Genomic DNA, 15,257 nt, shown 5'->3' with positions numbered 1-15,257 from the left:
TTCCTTGCAAGTCAGTTTAGTTTAACAAAGTTTTACTAAAGTCTTCGTACTTTGAGAATGGGCAACATGGGTTCGCTTTAACCCAACGTTTCCAACCATTTCATCGTATCCACGCCATCCGCATAATCAGCAAGGGCGGGGTGTTGCGCCGATCCGAAGGGAAGGAAACCTTGGCCGACCACACATTGTAACGAATCGTTTTCAGTAAATTCATTTGCTAATCCTGCTTCGTTTTTATACACCTCATAATTGAGTTGGCTTACCGGTGAAAAGACATTCTTTTCTTCCACCAGCAGCAACGCAGGCGTGCTCATATAAGCCTTATTGTTGAGTAAATGAAGCGCCAGGTTGTAATCATAATTGTTTTTGTATTTGTGATGTTCTGCCAGGTAATCATATTTTTTCAGGATGTCTAACAGCGGTAAAAAATCGTAATCTTCCGGTACATAAATTTTAGTGACATTTCTACATCCCATGCCGAAATAAGAAAAGATATCGTCGGCGAGCAGCGTTAGATCTTCTTGAGATTCTTTCCCGGTCAAAACCGCCACGGAGGTTCGATTGCGGCGGATGATATGCGGGAATTTTCCAAAATAATAGTCAAAATAACCGGCCGAACTGTTGCTGCCGGTGGCGATGTAAGCGTCGCAGTTTTTCAGCATTTCAGAAAATATGATTTCCTCTTTTAAGGCAGGCTCCCAGCTGATTAATTGTGCCACCAGGTGTTTGATCAGCGTTTCATCTTTCGATGAGGGCTTGATGAGACACTGATGCCCGCTTATAAAAACGCATAAAAAATCGTGAAAGCCCACCAGCGGGATATTGCCGGCCATCACAATGCCCACCTTTTTTTTGGATGCAGGCGCATCCTGTATAGCCGGGTAGGCTGACAACCATTGCTGAAGCTTGTCTTTTTGAAGAAAAGTGTCGGCGATGTCGTTGGCGTGCTGGTCAATAAAAGCGGGCAAAAACCAGCCGTTTTCATGGTAGGCCTTTTGCTTTGCTGACTGCCATGCATCGCCATCCTGCCGGATATAGGTTCCGAGTTGTACCAACAAATCAATGCGTTTCGATAAATTCATTTCTAAGTAGTTTAAACTGTGGCTTATGTCGCCTTCATTCAGTAATTTTGCAGTTTGAACGACAAATATAGTTTCATAAAATAAACAATAGGATATGGCAATAAAAATTACAGACGAATGTATAAATTGTGGCGCTTGTGAACCGGAATGTCCCAATAATGCGATTTATGAAGGAGGAGTGGAATGGGCAATTTCTGATGGCACTTCAGTAAATGGCGAATTTAAGTTGATGAACGGAAACGTGGTTGATGCTCATTTTAAAAATGAACCGCTGGCGGTTGATACTTATTATATTACGCCCGATAAATGCACCGAATGCCAGGGGTTTCATGAAGAGCCTCAATGTGCGTCGGTTTGTCCGGTTGACTGCTGCGTTCCTGATGAAATGTACGAAGAGACCGTTGAGCAACTGATGGAAAAGAAAGAAAAGCTTCACGTTTAATCAGTACCCAACATAAGTTTACTTTATTTATATGCCACTTTGATGAATATCTCGGGTGGCATTTTTTATCGGTTAGAAGAACCCGCGAAGCAGGGGATTTGTGATCAAGCGCGGTTTCTGAAGTATAAAAATGTCGCACAACCAAATAAAAAGAAAAATGAAAAAAAATATTGCGCTTGTAACAGGCGGTTACTCGGGAGAGTCTGTTATTTCCTATAAAAGTGCAACGACCATTCAAACACATCTTGATACAGAACGTTATCGGGTTTACAAAATCGATGTCAGCAAAGACGGCTGGTGGTATCTTGCTCCTGATGGTTCAAAATCTGCCGTAAACAAAAATGATTTCACGATTACGGCTGACGGAAGTACAGTTCAGTTTGACGCGGTATTGATTGCACTGCACGGAACGCCGGGCGAGGATGGAAAATTGCAGGGTTATTTTGATATGTTGCAGATCCCGTATACCGGCTGCAATGCTGCAACCTCGGCCATCACGATGAACAAAAGTTATACTACCGGAGTCGCAGGGAAAGCGGGAATTAATGTGGCCCAATCTGTCCTGTTATTCGATCATACGCCCGTTGATGGCGCAGCGATCCTTGAAAAATTAAAACTTCCGCTCTTCATAAAACCGAATAGCGGCGGATCAAGCATCGGCATGAGCAAAGTGTTGGCGGCCGAAGAATTGGAGCCGGCTATTGAGAGGGCTTTTAAAGAAGACCGGCAGGTGCTTGTGGAAGAAATGATTACAGGCCGCGAATTTACCATCGGTGTTTACAAATCGAAAGGAGAGGTGATTACCTTGCCGATGACGGAAGTGAAAGCCGATGCTTCTAAAACATTCTTCGATTTCGAGGCCAAATATGAAGGCAAATCGATCGAAATCACTCCGGCCCAGGTAGATGAATCGATTGCGGAAAAGATCAGGGCCGCGGCCAAGCAGGTTTACACTATCTTTAACTGCAGGGGCGTTATAAGAATTGATTTTATTTATGATGAAACCAAGGGCGCGCCTTTTATGCTGGAAGTAAACACCGTTCCCGGACAAAGCGCCGCCAGTATCATCCCGCAGCAGGTAGCGGCAGCCGGTGGAAACTTAAAAGATTTTTATACTTTGTTGGTAGAAGAATGTTTTTCGTAAACAGTATATTTACCGCATAAAATTGAGGCATGTTTAGATTTATTACAAAAAGACCGCTTTGGGTGAACATACTGGCTGGTATTGTTTTGGCCGTCTTGCTATTTGTGGCGGTAATCAGTTCACTGGGTTGGTTTACAAATCATGACGATGCTAAAACAGTGCCCGGCGTTACAGGAAAGACTTTAGCCGAAGCAGAACGTATTTTAAATGACGCCGGTTTTTCGGTTGAGATACAGGACAGCCTTTATTACGACACGCTCGCGCCGTTACAGGTAATAAGGCAGGTGCCGGACGAGCTGGAAGTTGTAAAATCTACTAGAACGGTTTACCTGACGTATAATCGCGCATTACCGCCTCAAATTGAGATGCCCAATATTGTAGGCTATAGTTTCAGGAATGCGCTGATGGTGCTGGAGAATGCGGGTTTGAAAATGGGAGACACCACCTTCAGGCCCGATTTTGCAAAGAATTCTATTTTGGAGCAATTATATAAAGGCGTTACCATTCAACCCGGGGCGAAAATTGCAATGGGCAGCAAAATTGATCTCGTAATCGGATCCCAGCTCAGCACAAGCATGTATGCCATCCCCAACCTGATTGGATTGACGACCGCTCAAACCCGTGCATTACTTGATACCAAGGGAATTATCCTGGCTTCTATCATTCCCGATCCCGACGTGCGCGACACTGCGAACGCCTATGTTTATCGCCAAAGCCCGCAGCGGTTTGATGACAATGGAAATATTATCAGTATCCGATCTGGCCAGGTGATGGATATTTGGGTGAGCGTGGCGGCTCCTGCGATCGATTCGCTGGATATCAAACCCCTGACGGACAGCTTGCCTGAGTAGTTTTAAATAGTTAAAAACAAACTTTATATATTATGGAGACCATCACAGTTCAGCAACTAAAGCAGCGAATGGACAGTGGCGAAGCAATAAACCTGATTGATTGCCGTGAACCGGCGGAGTACGAAGAATATAATATTGGCGCGACCTTGATTCCGCTGGGAGATATTCAGAATGGCGATTTAGGGCCGCTTGAGGATAAGAAGGAGGAAGAAATTATTATCCATTGCAGAAGCGGAAAAAGAAGCGCTGCCGCTTGCCTTTATCTCGATTCTATGGGCTTTAAAAAGACAGTGAACGTGGAAGGCGGTGTATTAGCCTGGAAAGAGGCATTTGAGGTTGATTAAAATAGAGTATCTACATATTAAGGCCTTCAAGATTTAAAACCTTGAAGGCCTTTTTTGATAGCGTTACAAGTTTTCCAGGTCGTTTAAATCTTTGGCTTTAAACGCTGTTTTGTCCATAGCGGGCGGATGCTCCAAAGGATAATTGAATGCCATACTATTCAAATATGCCGTAATCCGCAATCGGTCCTGCCAGCTAAGATTTTTATAATGCCTGGCATGGTCGGCCGCATCGGCCGCTGTCTGCGCCTTGAACGCTGACCTGTTTAGTTTGTGCGAGACCATGTAAACAAAGTTAAGAAAAGAATAAATGACCTTTTCGCTTTTCAACCCCGCACGCAAGCGCCACTATCAGAAACCGAAATTAATTCCGATGTTCCAATTGGTTCCTGCCTGTGTAAAATAATAGCTCTCGGTAGCCAAAACGCCATCGTACAGGTAACTAAATGTGTATCCGTTGTTTTCATATTTTTTGTTGAAAACATTATTGACCATGAGGATAATGCTTATGTTTTTGAATGTGCCCGTGGATAGTTCGTAACGCAGCCTGGCATCGGTTAAAGCATACGGATTGATGCTTCTCAATTTGTTTTGAGCGTTGTCGAGATATTGACGGCCCACATATTTTTCAAGCAAATCAATAAAAAAACGCTGCCTGTTTTGAACTGTGGTAAAGGGCTCAAAAGTAACAGAAGCGCCGGCAACAGTGTTGGGCGAGAAGGAAATGTCGGTGTTCGTAAAAGTAGTTGCGATCTGTCCGCCGTTGTCATAATCATCATTATACTGGATGATATTTTTTATTTTGTTGCGGCTTAAAGTAGCGTTAGCGCTGGCCTGCAGCCAATCTACAGGACGAAATGCGGCGGTCAGGTCAACGCCGGCACGATAACTATTGTCAACATTAGTGCGTGCATAGGCGCCTACGTCGTTGATCTTCCCGGTCGCAATCAGTTGGTTTTTATATTTCATGTAATAGCCATTCACACCTGCGTCAAATTTTTTGGCAGTAAATTGATAACCCAATTCAAAATCGGTCAACTGTTCGTGTTTCGGCGCTTCAGTAGTATTGGCTTCGAAGTCGTCGCGGTTGGGTTCTTTATTCGCTACGGCCACCGATCCGTAAACTTTGCTCTGCGCTGTATTTTCGTGTCTTAAAATATAACTCAATCCTGCTTTGGGGTTGAAGAACGTGTAATCGTTATCCGATATCAGGCCCGGGTTTTTGCGAAAGCCATTAATTTTATAATTAACCTGGCGCAGCTGCAAATCCAAAAATCCATAGAAGTTGGTAATCAGTTGTTGCTGCAGCTTCGCGTAAACATTCATGTCGTTTTTAAAAGCAGTTAAATCGTACCATTTATAGTCAAGCGGAAAGCCCACATCAGCCCACTTTACAAATCCATAATGCTTGGCATCGTACTGGGAGTAGGCGCCGCCAATGTATAAATCGGTATTGTTTTTATTATAATTTGCAGAAAACACGGTGCCGTAATAATGATTGTCTAACCAAAGTTGCCTTGTCAGATTAGTGGCAGTGATTACCGAATCGCCGATGGTTACATCCGCTCTTCCATAATCTGAGAAGGGGTCTTGGCCGCGGTATTCGTTGTAATAGCCACGGCCCCTTGTCAAAAAGAAACTGAGATTCGCAGCCCAGTAAGGATTGAATTTATGGTTGAGGAATAATTGATAATAATCCTGCTGATAATTATCAGTTTGATCATTATAGTAAGTGCCGTCGGCCATTTTACCAAGCGTGTTGGTGCTTCTGCCCGCTTCGTCCAGTTGCTTCGAATAGTCAAAAGCGGGATCATTATTTTCGTGATAAGTGCCAATGCCGTTCCAGGCCTGGCCGGTTTTTTCTTTACCTGTCAGTAAATTGAATTTGATATCCGTGTTGGCATCTTTTGATGTCCATCCTGCAATAAATTGTAAAGATTTTAAATCACTGTTGGAACGTTGGATATAACCGCTCGAATTGATTTTAGATAACCGCACGTCAAATTGAAGACCACCCGGTAGCATGCCGGTGCCGGCTTGCAAAGTATGTTTCCAGGTATTGAAAGAGCCATAAGCGTTGCTGATTGTGGCAAACGCTTCTTTGCTTTGTTCGATATTGTAAATATTAAGGGAAGCCCCAAAGGCGCCCGCTCCATTTGTGGAAGATCCCACGCCGCGTTGCAGCTGAACGGAGCTGGTGGAGGAAGCGAGGTCGCCAAAATTAACGAAGAATGCCCCCTGCGATTCCGGGTCGTTTACGGGAATGCCATTAAACGTGACATTGGTTCTGGCAATATCAGTGCCGCGTACACGAAAAGAGGAATAACCTACGCCCACACCGTCGTCGGAGCTGATGACAACCGACGGTATTTGGTTGAGTAAGTTGGGGAAATTTTGACCGAGGTTTTGTTTGGCAATATCTTTTTTATTAAAATTACTTACAGCGAAGGGTGATTTTTCATTGAGCCTTGTGGAGCGAACTTCAACAGGGGCAAGGGTTTGCATACTGTCTAGCCGGCTGCTGTCGGTTTGGGCCATTAGAGAGGCGCTTGCTGCAGAGAGCAAGCCGCAGAACATGAGAGTCCTCTTCATTTGTTTTTCTTTTAAGAAATAAAAAAATTAATGAGAGGGAAATGCTGAAATGAGAAAGGATTAGATGTACTTCCTTCCCTGCGCAGGCATTACCCTGATCAGGTTTGCGGGTATTATCTCAGCTTCATCAATAGTGTATTGAATCGGCACCCCGGGAAACGCTGTGCTTTTTTTCTAAAGCGCTGCAAAGGTAAGGATAATTAGTCGATACTAATTGATGAGGAAATGATGCTATTTGATAATGTTGAACAGACGTTTCCAACGGGGCCCATTTTCGTAGCTAAACCAGATCATCCATGCTTTACCCACGATATGGGTTTCAGGTACAAAGCCCCAAAAGCGGCTGTCCTGAGAGTTATGGCGATTGTCGCCCATCATCCAAAAATAATCATACTTGAAAGTATACGTATTCGCAGGTTTTCCGTTAATGACGTAACTACCGTTGCCGGTGGTTTCGAGCGTATTATTTTCATAATTTCTGATCGCCCGTTCATAGATCGGATAATTTTCTGCGGTCAGTGTAATAGTAGCGCCTTTTTTAGGAATCCATAGCGGGCCGTAGTCGTCCGCAGACCAATGATGGGCCGTGTCATAATAAGGGAACAACTGATAGCTGTATTCTTCCGGATTGGCAATCTCTTTAGTGATCGAACCGGCTTCCACAACGGGAAGTGTTTTAAGCAGCTCCAATTCAGATAAGCTTAGGTTGATCCGGTAAGTGCCCTGGCCTATGGGCATGAAATCGTTGCCGTCAGGAGAAATGCGAATGCCCGACTCTCTTAAAAAATCATCGGTAATCGATACGTTGTTCTTCGACCGGAAAATATAGTAGGTGGCGGACGCCGGCGGCACAAACGCAGGCCTGCCGCTTACATATAAAATACCATTGACAATTTTGATGGTATCCCCCGGAACGCCTACACATCTTTTAATATAGTTATCCGTTTTATCCACCGGGTGAACAACCACCGGAAACTCGGCCGGATTGTTTAACACGTTGAGGGATTCCTGATGGCCCAATTCGGCGAAGCGCCGGATCTGATTATAAGGCCGCAGCGATTCAAACCCTTCCGCATGTATAACCGTGTCGCCGGCAGGAAAATTAAAAACAACACAGTCATTTCTTTTAACAGGCCCTTCAAACCAGCGCGTGTAGGGCAGTTGAATCAACGTGGAATAAGACTTTGTATTGATTTTCGGTAGATAATTGTGAACAAAAGGAACCGATAAAGGCGTGTTCGGAATGCGCGGGCCGTAGCTGAGTTTGCTCACAAAAAGAAAATCATTCACGAGCAGGGTTTTTTCCATCGAGCTCGAGGGGATGGTATAAGCCTCAAAAACAAAAGTGCGTATCAGGGTAGCGGCCACAATGGCAAATATGGCTGCGTCCACCCATTCTCTCCAGCTTGGCTTTTTATGTTTGTGCACCCCTTCGGCGCCGATAAACCTGGCGTCTTTATGATTGGCGAGCCAGGGAAAATAAAAAGGCGCTAAAAGAGCCGCGGCAGTGTGATCTAAAAAAGAAAAACGGCAGAATACTTTCGCAAATTCGATAAAGATACCAGGCGTGATAAACCAGCCCACTACCGGTATAAACTGCCAGAATACCCAATGTTTGGGACGTTGCGCAATATCCTGCATCACCCATGTATTGTAGAAAGGAACGTAAGCCTTCCACGATTCGCGACCCGCTTTTTTAAAAAGCTTTGCTAATCCAAAAGAAGGTAACCAAACAAGCAGTAGACTGATCAGGTATATAACAAGTAGTTGATTGATAGGCATCGGCCAGAAATTTAGCGGCAAATTTATTGGAAAAGGATGAAAAGGCGGAATGCGATTTGCCAATTAACAAATTATATTCATTTTTATAGTAATTTAGAATCGTTGAAAAAATCAGTTGCTTATGAAGTCCGATGCCTTTGTCTCTTTTGCAACCGAGGAATTTGACAGGCATTCATCTTTCTTTTTTTAAAAAAATCTGTACAATGAAACAAGACACCACGCGTCCTTCTCAGAAAACTCAAAATGTGAATGGTATCTCTTTCAAAGAAAGAATATTACAAGAAAAAGGTCGAATGGCGAGAAGCTGGTTGACCGTGGCTGTAGCCTTATTATTTTCCATAGCGGGATACGCGCAGGGAGCGGCTGCTACAGGAATGAATTTTGAGCACCTGGCTTCCTGGAAAGAAGTGGTAGCAAAAGCCAAACGGGAAAATAAAATGATATTCCTAGATTGTTATACGACCTGGTGCGGCCCCTGCAAGGTGATGACCAGTAAAGTATTTACCCAGCCCGAAGTCGGCGATTTCTATAATACTCATTTTATTAACGCCAAAGTGCAATTGGATACGACAGACAATGATGACGCGTATATAAAAGGCTGGTACAAAGACGGCCACGATATTGCTCAGAAATATAATGTCAGGGCGTATCCGACCTACCTGATTTTTGATCCGCAGGGCGAAATTATTCATCGCTTTGTAGGCTCAATGTCGCCCGACGCCTTTGTGGCTGCCGGCCAAAAAATCTTGGATCCTGAACATCAGTATTACACTCAGGTGAAAAAATTTGAAAGCGGAGATCGGAGCGCGCCGTTTTTGCTAAAATTAGCCACCATGTCTCAAAGCGCTTACGACAAAAATGCTAAGAAATATATCGACGAGTATCTGGCCACGCAAACTGATTATTTTACTAAAGCCAACCTTGATCTACTTTATTCCACTGCCAGAAGCAGCAAAGACAAAGGTTTTGAAATAGCGCTGAATGAGGGCGCCAAAGCCGATGAAGTGCTGGGCAGGCCCAAGGCAAGTTTTAACCTTGTGAAAGGCATTATACTGAATGAAGAGTTGGGCGGTATGTTGAGAAAATTAGGAAAAGATGAAGCGCCTGATTTCGCCAGTTTTGACAGTAATCTGAAGGCAAAATATCCTGCTTATGCGGATTATGTTTCGGCTTTTTCAAAAATGTATTATTACCGCAGCAAAAAAAACTGGCCGGAATTTGCAGAAAACGTAGATAAGCTTATTAAAATTGAAGCACCCTCGGGTGGCGAGTTGAATAGCTATGCCTGGTTTGCTTTTGAAAATATTGCAGATAAAGCCATACTTGAAAAAGCAGCCTCGTGGAGTAAACTTTCTTTGGAAAAGGAGGCCAACGCGGCCGCATATATAGACACGCACGCCAATCTGCTCTACAAGATTGGTGAAAAGGATGCTGCGATAAAAGAGGAGGAGCGGGCGCTAAGCGTGGCGGAAAAAAATGGTGAGGATACCAGTGGGTATAAAGAAATAATCGAAAAAATGAAAAAAGGCGAACCCACGTGGCCGGAGAAAATAGTTTCGATTTTAAACTAGATCATTAATAACAAACTTTTATTCATCATTGGAAAAAATCTTCTGTAGAGTATAAATTTAACGTTCGAACAAATAGAAAACATCGTAAAGCAGAAGGCAAATAAATAACATAATGGCTTTAATTGCCGAACGCTCCACTGATATTCTGTTGATTAAAAAAAGCCGAAACTGTCAGGCTTCGGCTTTAATGTTATTGTACTAATAGTAAATTATAAATGTATCGCTTCGCCATACGCCACTTCGATCGCGTCTTTTACGCTCTCGCTGATGGTGGGATGCGGATGGATCGCATTCAGCACCTCGTGATAAGTGGTTTCTAATTTGCGGCCGACAACAGTCTCTGCGATCATCTCAGTTACATTATAACCGATCATGTGCGTGCCCAGCCACTCGCCGTATTTGGCGTCGAAAATTACTTTTACAAATCCTTCGGTATGACCCGCTGCACTTGCTTTTCCACTCGCGCTTAATGGGAATTTACCCACTTTCACATCATAACCTGCTTCTTTTGCTTTCGCTTCCGTAAAGCCAACGCTCGCCACTTCGGGGTAGCAATACGTACAGCCCGGCACGTTATTATAATCGATTGGCTCTGGCTGGTGCTTATATTTACCTTCTGCCTGCGCAATAGCTTCCACGCAAATGATGGCTTCTTTACTGGCAACGTGCGCTAAAGCCTGGCCCGGCACACAATCCCCAATCGCATAAAAGCCGGCCACGTTAGTTTTGTAAAATTTATCTACAGTAATTTTTCCTTTTTCCGTTTTAACGCCCACAGCTTCCAAACCAATGCCTTCAATATTGGCAGCAACGCCAACAGCGCTTAATACGATATCCGCTTCCAGCACCACTTCCCCGTTAGCCGTTTTCACCTTGGCTTTTACGCCGTCGCCCGAAGTGTCAACAGAGGTTACTTCGCTGTTCACCAACACATCAATGCCCTGCTTTTTAAGATTTTTTTCCAGCTCCTTAGAAATATCCTCATCTTCAACCGGAACAATACGGGGTAAAAATTCAACAACGGTCACTTTAGTACCAAGGCTATTATAAAAATAACCAAACTCAATACCAATGGCGCCGCTGCCCACCACGATCATACTTTTAGGTTGTTGTGGCAATACCATGGCTTCGCGGTATCCGATGATTTTTTTACCATCCTGCTTTAGCGCCGGTAATTCGCGGCTGCGGCCGCCCGTCGCAATAATAATATGTTTGCCCTCTACAATTTGGGTTTTTCCGTCGGCGCCCTTCACTTCTATTTGGCCTTTCGCTTTCAGCGTACCAAAGCCCATTACCACATCAATTTTGTTCTTGCGCATCAAAAACTGTACGCCTTTGCTCATTTTATCAGCTACGCCGCGGCTGCGTTTTACGATGGCTTCAAAATTTGGTTTTCCGCTCGCCTCGATACCAAAATCCTGCGCGTGCTTGATGTCGTTAAACACCTGAGCGCTTTTCAGTAATGCTTTGGTCGGAATACATCCCCAGTTCAGACAAATGCCGCCCAGGCTTTCCTTTTCAATAATCGCTGTTTTCAACCCCAATTGTGATGCGCGAATCGCCGCCACATAACCGCCAGGGCCGCTGCCCAATACTACTACGTCGTAAGCCATGTGTGATAGATTTTTGTTTTAATTTGATAGTAAGATTTATTGTTTCAACAGATGAACTTCGATCATCCCCGTTGCGTCGCACACTTAAACTGCTGGTCATATCCCGGCAGCGTAAACGACGATAAAGAAACCCTGCGAATTTAGCTTAATTATGGTAAACTGCAAAAGGCATCATTTTGCTAACTTGATGGTTATTTATCCTTTTTAGCCGCTTCGGCCCATTGCGACCGTATCGTTTTCATAGCCAGCGGCAGTTCCCGCTCCATATCTTTAAATCTGCATTCGAGCGCAATTTTCCCTTTGTAACCAATTTTTTGAAACGCTTTAAAATAAGGCCTGAAGTCGTCGCCAGCCACGCCCGGCGCCGATCGGGTTTCCTTTTCGCCAATGTCGCAGTGATACACAAGAGGGCCGCCGTCCATAATAACACGCGCCGGTTCATTTTCCCGCATCATATGATAAATATCAACGCATATCCTGAAGTTGGGATGATTAACGGCGCGCGCTACTTTGATGCACTCCGCCACGGTATTCAAAAAATTACATTCCAGTTTGTTCTGGCTTTCCAAGGCCAGCACAATATCATATTTTGCTGCAAGGGCGGCCAACTTTTTACTGACAGAAACGAATTGCTCGAAAGCAGTGTCGTGGCTGAACCCTTCGGGCACCATGCGGGAAGCGCCGCTGCCGAAAACGATTAGGCGGATCTTAAGCTGATGGGCGCGTTCAAAAACTGTTTTGGCATAATCAAGCGTGCGGTCTTCGTCAACCTCCGGGCCTGTGGTTTTAATGCTGCCGGGGATAAAAACATTGATAACATCAATGTCTACTTCCGGGTTACTGATGTTTTCAGCGATAACATAGGAGGTGTCAGGTTGCAGCGGTTTTACCACTTCACCAACCGTAGGCTGTATAAATTGATAGCCTGCTTGTTTCACTAAATGGGCGTCACTCAATTTGGCGCAAACGCCGAGAACCGGAACCGGGGGTTGCGCTATCGCGCTAAAACAAGTAAAAATGGCCAGCAAACTGCAGAGCTTTAAATATTTCATGAGATAGGTTTAAGGTGATATCGGTTGATTAAAATTTCCTGGTGATGGATGAAATGGCCGGCAATAATATAAGCCCAGCAAAATGTCTTTATGGAGGTTTCACCGACAAATCCGGTGCGTAAAAGATCTTTTTCTGTGAAATTTTCGAATAGGGTTACTGTACTTTGGCGCACCAGCACACTTTCGTTTACCAGGCTTTCCAGGCTTCGGAGCCCGGTTTCCATCACCGATGCGTAGGCATTTTGGTCAAACCCCGGCAACCGCAGCTGCTCGCCGCGGGCGTGGCAAAGCGCCCGATAGGCAAAAATGCGCTCAGAATCAATACAATGTTGCAGCACTTCTTTGACGCTCCATTTACCGGGTTCATACCTTTGGTCGGCTGCTGATTCGCAAATAGATTTTACAAATTGTTGTAAATCGACGAGGGAAGCCGATAGCATTTTTTTTACATCGGGCTCCATGACCCGCTTCACATAGGGCTGGTAAAAGGTAGGATAATCGGTAGAATGGGGCAGCATTTTTAGCCATAAAAATAAGAGAAATTACCGGACGAACCGGTTTCGTAATGAATTGATTGAATGCGCACGGAATAATTATCTTTGCAACTTTTCGCGCCATAACATTAACTGGGTTTGTTGGCAGGTATTTTTTTAAAAAAATCTGTAAAAAAGAAGTGCCGTTTTTGAATAAAATCTCTTACCTTTGCAGTCCTAAAAAAAATTATTATGGCAAGAGTATGTCAGGTTACGGGTAAAACGCCGATAGGAGGGAATAAGGTATCACACTCTAATATCAAAACAAAGCGCAGGTTTTTACCAAATTTGCAAAAAAAGAAGTTTTATCTTGTAGAGGAAGATAAATGGATTACTTTAAAAGTATCTACTGACGCCATCCGTACAATTAATAAAAACGGTTTGTACTCTGTAGTGAAACAACTGCGCGCGAAGGGCGAAAAAATCTAATTTTTTAAAAGCATTATACCATGGCAAAAAAAGCGAAAGGCAACAGAGTTCAGGTAATATTGGAGTGCACCGAGCACAAGACCAGCGGTCAGCCTGGTACAAGCCGTTATATTACTGTAAAAAACAAGAAGAATAACCCTGAAAGATTAGAGTTGAAAAAGTTCAACCCAATCCTGAAGAAAGTAACCCTTCACAAAGAAATTAAGTAAATGATTGGCCGGTTGAAAGTTTTACAGCACAACTGGTTCATTCACTAACATATCAACTTTTTAATAAGATAGACAATGGCAAAAGCAGCGTCAAAAAACTCGAAGGTAAAAGATGCCAAAGCAGCGGCAGAAAGTAAAAACTGGACGAAGGTGATCCGCGCCGTGCGCAGCCCTAAGACTGGTGCTTATACTTTTAAAGAACAAATTGTTCACAAAGAGAAAGTAAAAGATTTCTTAGCTCAAAAGTAATTTTGGCTTTTACAACAATATTAGCAAAGCTATTCGTAAACTGCGGATGGCTTTTCTTGTTTTGCGCTATTATCTCATCAGGATTCAATTTATATAGATTATGAGCTTTCTGAAAAAGCTGTTTGGAAAAAAAGAAAAGGAGTCGCTCGACCAGGGGCTGCAAAAAACAAAAGAAGGTTTTTTAAGTAAGATCAGCAAGGCTATCGCCGGTAAAAGTACGGTCGATGAGGAAGTTTTAGACAACCTGGAAGAAGCGTTGGTAAGTGCCGATGTGGGCGTTGAAACTACGGTGCGCATCATCAATCGCATCGAGGAGCGCGTAGCCAGGGACAAATACATGGGTACGGGCGAGCTCAATCAAATACTGAAAGAAGAAATAGAGAAGATACTGGTGGATGCTTCAGAATCGGCCAGTTATACTTTTGATAGCGAAATGCCCGCAAAGCCGTATATCATTTTGGTGGTCGGTGTGAACGGGGTTGGCAAAACAACAACGATTGGTAAACTTGCGCACAATTTCACTCAGGCTGGCAAGTCGGTGTTGCTGGGCGCCGCAGACACGTTCCGCGCAGCCGCGGTTGATCAGTTAACAATTTGGAGTGAAAGGGTGGGGGTTCCGATTGTGAAGCAGCCCATGGGCAGCGATCCTGCCGCCGTCGCTTTCGATACTGCTCAAAGCGCCGTTAGCCGCAATAGTGATGTGGTGTTAATTGACACTGCCGGCCGTCTGCACAATAAGGCGCATTTAATGGATGAGTTAAATAAAATCAAAAGGGTCATCCAAAAATTTATTCCTGAAGCGCCACACGAAGTGCTGTTGGTATTAGATGGGTCCACCGGCCAAAACGCCTTAGAGCAGGCAAAGCATTTTACCGCCGCTACTGATGTTACAGCGATGGCTATTACCAAACTCGATGGCACGGCAAAAGGTGGCGTAGTGCTGGCTATTGCGGATCAATTTAAAATTCCGGTGAAATTTATCGGCGTTGGCGAAAAAGCTGATGATTTACTCGTGTTTGATAAGCATGAATTTGTGGATAGTTTGTTTAGCCTGCAATCGTAAAACTTCATGGGTTTGATCCTATATCCGATATGGCGGTGAAGCGTCTGCGCTACATTCCGGGCGATCATCCTCTGACAACCTTTCTTTTTATTAATATGTTTTTTATGCATGCCGAGCGACAAGACCTTCGCTCGGCTTTTTAATTAACCCCTTTTCATTTTAGATTTTCAAGGACAGTTTGATATCTATCGAGGACATAGTATGCGTAGATAGGCGCTATTAATTGGCACGATTTTGCCGGTAAAAAAGAGATTGCTTTATTAATCTAACGAAAAATAGTTTGTGCCTTATTGAAATGAAAAGT

16 protein-coding genes and 1 riboswitch are annotated in these 15,257 nt (G+C 44.0%); of the genes, 9 read left to right on the top strand and 7 right to left on the bottom strand.

The window, feature by feature from the left end:
• Positions 1-77 precede the first annotated feature (77 nt).
• Entirely contained in the window at positions 78-1,082 is a 1,005-nt protein-coding gene (locus ABDK00_RS11145) for an acyl-CoA reductase (RefSeq protein WP_346237324.1), read from the bottom strand.
• Positions 1,083-1,176: 94 nt separating this feature from the next.
• Here ABDK00_RS11145 and ABDK00_RS11140 point away from each other — a divergent pair, with 94 nt between their 5' ends.
• The 4 genes from ABDK00_RS11140 (at position 1,177) to ABDK00_RS11125 (ending at position 3,863) form a co-directional block, all read left to right on the top strand.
• Positions 1,177-1,524, top strand: coding sequence for a 4Fe-4S dicluster domain-containing protein (locus ABDK00_RS11140; RefSeq protein WP_346237325.1), 348 nt, complete (start codon positions 1,177-1,179; stop codon positions 1,522-1,524).
• Positions 1,525-1,681: 157 nt separating this feature from the next.
• On the top strand, positions 1,682-2,668 hold the full coding sequence (locus tag ABDK00_RS11135; RefSeq protein WP_346237326.1) for a D-alanine--D-alanine ligase: 987 nt from the start codon (positions 1,682-1,684) through the stop codon (positions 2,666-2,668).
• A 29-nt stretch (positions 2,669-2,697) separates the two neighbouring features.
• The gene (locus ABDK00_RS11130) at positions 2,698-3,519 is read left to right on the top strand and encodes a PASTA domain-containing protein (protein WP_346237327.1); all 822 of its coding nucleotides are present in this window, start codon (positions 2,698-2,700) and stop codon (positions 3,517-3,519) included.
• Between the two features lie 32 nt (positions 3,520-3,551).
• Positions 3,552-3,863: a rhodanese-like domain-containing protein gene (locus ABDK00_RS11125; RefSeq protein ID WP_346237328.1), complete on the top strand. Its 312-nt coding sequence runs from the start codon at positions 3,552-3,554 to the stop codon at positions 3,861-3,863.
• Positions 3,864-3,926: 63 nt separating this feature from the next.
• On the opposite strand, the gene ABDK00_RS11120 is transcribed toward ABDK00_RS11125, so the two are convergent.
• The 3 genes from ABDK00_RS11120 to lepB all read right to left on the bottom strand — a co-directional run bounded on the left by ABDK00_RS11120 (position 3,927) and on the right by lepB (position 8,234).
• Positions 3,927-4,145, bottom strand: coding sequence for a hypothetical protein (locus ABDK00_RS11120; protein ID WP_346237329.1), 219 nt, complete (start codon positions 4,143-4,145; stop codon positions 3,927-3,929).
• A gap of 66 nt (positions 4,146-4,211) precedes the next feature.
• Positions 4,212-6,452 carry a TonB-dependent receptor gene (locus ABDK00_RS11115; RefSeq protein WP_346237330.1) on the bottom strand — a complete coding sequence of 747 codons (2,241 nt, stop codon included), beginning with the start codon at positions 6,450-6,452 and terminating at the stop codon, positions 4,212-4,214.
• A gap of 57 nt (positions 6,453-6,509) precedes the next feature.
• Positions 6,510-6,616, bottom strand: a riboswitch (TPP riboswitch).
• A 67-nt stretch (positions 6,617-6,683) separates the two neighbouring features.
• On the bottom strand, positions 6,684-8,234 hold the full coding sequence (gene lepB, locus ABDK00_RS11110) for a signal peptidase I (protein ID WP_346237331.1): 1,551 nt from the start codon (positions 8,232-8,234) through the stop codon (positions 6,684-6,686).
• 203 nt (positions 8,235-8,437) lie between these two features.
• Between lepB and ABDK00_RS11105 the strand changes: the two genes are divergently transcribed.
• Positions 8,438-9,805, top strand: a complete 1,368-nt coding sequence (locus ABDK00_RS11105) for a thioredoxin family protein (protein ID WP_346237332.1) — start codon at positions 8,438-8,440, stop codon at positions 9,803-9,805.
• A gap of 209 nt (positions 9,806-10,014) precedes the next feature.
• On the opposite strand, the gene lpdA is transcribed toward ABDK00_RS11105, so the two are convergent.
• The 3 genes from lpdA to ABDK00_RS11090 all read right to left on the bottom strand — a co-directional run bounded on the left by lpdA (position 10,015) and on the right by ABDK00_RS11090 (position 12,988).
• A complete protein-coding gene (gene lpdA / locus ABDK00_RS11100; RefSeq protein ID WP_346237333.1) occupies positions 10,015-11,418 on the bottom strand; it encodes a dihydrolipoyl dehydrogenase in 1,404 nt (467 codons plus the stop codon).
• Positions 11,419-11,609: 191 nt separating this feature from the next.
• A complete protein-coding gene (locus ABDK00_RS11095; RefSeq protein ID WP_346237334.1) occupies positions 11,610-12,470 on the bottom strand; it encodes a sugar phosphate isomerase/epimerase family protein in 861 nt (286 codons plus the stop codon).
• Entirely contained in the window at positions 12,467-12,988 is a 522-nt protein-coding gene (locus tag ABDK00_RS11090; RefSeq protein WP_346237335.1) for a DinB family protein, read from the bottom strand. The genes ABDK00_RS11095 and ABDK00_RS11090 overlap by 4 nt, the downstream gene beginning before the upstream one ends.
• A 207-nt stretch (positions 12,989-13,195) precedes the next feature.
• Here ABDK00_RS11090 and rpmB point away from each other — a divergent pair, with 207 nt between their 5' ends.
• From rpmB to ftsY, 4 genes are all read left to right on the top strand, one after another.
• Positions 13,196-13,432, top strand: coding sequence for a 50S ribosomal protein L28 (gene rpmB, locus ABDK00_RS11085; RefSeq protein WP_346237336.1), 237 nt, complete (start codon positions 13,196-13,198; stop codon positions 13,430-13,432).
• Positions 13,433-13,452: 20 nt separating this feature from the next.
• Entirely contained in the window at positions 13,453-13,641 is a 189-nt protein-coding gene (rpmG, locus tag ABDK00_RS11080; protein ID WP_346237337.1) for a 50S ribosomal protein L33, read from the top strand.
• A 75-nt stretch (positions 13,642-13,716) separates the two neighbouring features.
• Complete coding sequence (locus ABDK00_RS11075; RefSeq protein ID WP_114788942.1) at positions 13,717-13,890, top strand: DUF4295 domain-containing protein; 174 nt, start codon at positions 13,717-13,719, stop codon at positions 13,888-13,890.
• Positions 13,891-13,990: 100 nt separating this feature from the next.
• Positions 13,991-14,953 (top strand): signal recognition particle-docking protein FtsY, encoded by a 963-nt coding sequence (ftsY, locus tag ABDK00_RS11070; protein ID WP_346237338.1) that lies wholly within the window; start codon positions 13,991-13,993, stop codon positions 14,951-14,953.
• The last annotated feature ends 304 nt before the right edge of the window (positions 14,954-15,257 follow it).

The organism is Niabella insulisoli, assembly GCF_039652435.2.
GTDB classification, from domain to species: Bacteria; Bacteroidota; Bacteroidia; order Chitinophagales; family Chitinophagaceae; genus Niabella; species Niabella insulamsoli.
The sequence above is the reverse complement of the archived record's forward strand: the minus strand, read 5'-3'. Positions and strand labels throughout refer to the sequence as shown.

Bases quoted from the DNA above. Each gene is read 5' to 3' on its own strand.
- lpdA (WP_346237333.1), bottom strand. From the start codon at position 11,418: ATGGCTTACGACGTAGTAGTATTGGGCAGCGGCCCTGGCGGTTATGTG.
- ftsY (WP_346237338.1), top strand. From the start codon at position 13,991: ATGAGCTTTCTGAAAAAGCTGTTTGGAAAAAAAGAAAAGGAGTCGCTC.
- ABDK00_RS11095 (WP_346237334.1), bottom strand. From the start codon at position 12,470: ATGAAATATTTAAAGCTCTGCAGTTTGCTGGCCATTTTTACTTGTTTT.
- ABDK00_RS11125 (WP_346237328.1), top strand. From the start codon at position 3,552: ATGGAGACCATCACAGTTCAGCAACTAAAGCAGCGAATGGACAGTGGC.
- ABDK00_RS11120 (WP_346237329.1), bottom strand. From the start codon at position 4,145: ATGGTCTCGCACAAACTAAACAGGTCAGCGTTCAAGGCGCAGACAGCG.
- ABDK00_RS11145 (WP_346237324.1), bottom strand. From the start codon at position 1,082: ATGAATTTATCGAAACGCATTGATTTGTTGGTACAACTCGGAACCTAT.
- ABDK00_RS11105 (WP_346237332.1), top strand. From the start codon at position 8,438: ATGAAACAAGACACCACGCGTCCTTCTCAGAAAACTCAAAATGTGAAT.
- ABDK00_RS11140 (WP_346237325.1), top strand. From the start codon at position 1,177: ATGGCAATAAAAATTACAGACGAATGTATAAATTGTGGCGCTTGTGAA.
- ABDK00_RS11130 (WP_346237327.1), top strand. From the start codon at position 2,698: ATGTTTAGATTTATTACAAAAAGACCGCTTTGGGTGAACATACTGGCT.
- ABDK00_RS11115 (WP_346237330.1), bottom strand. From the start codon at position 6,452: ATGAAGAGGACTCTCATGTTCTGCGGCTTGCTCTCTGCAGCAAGCGCC.
- rpmG (WP_346237337.1), top strand. From the start codon at position 13,453: ATGGCAAAAAAAGCGAAAGGCAACAGAGTTCAGGTAATATTGGAGTGC.
- ABDK00_RS11075 (WP_114788942.1), top strand. From the start codon at position 13,717: ATGGCAAAAGCAGCGTCAAAAAACTCGAAGGTAAAAGATGCCAAAGCA.
- rpmB (WP_346237336.1), top strand. From the start codon at position 13,196: ATGGCAAGAGTATGTCAGGTTACGGGTAAAACGCCGATAGGAGGGAAT.
- ABDK00_RS11090 (WP_346237335.1), bottom strand. From the start codon at position 12,988: ATGCTGCCCCATTCTACCGATTATCCTACCTTTTACCAGCCCTATGTG.
- ABDK00_RS11135 (WP_346237326.1), top strand. From the start codon at position 1,682: ATGAAAAAAAATATTGCGCTTGTAACAGGCGGTTACTCGGGAGAGTCT.
- lepB (WP_346237331.1), bottom strand. From the start codon at position 8,234: ATGCCTATCAATCAACTACTTGTTATATACCTGATCAGTCTACTGCTT.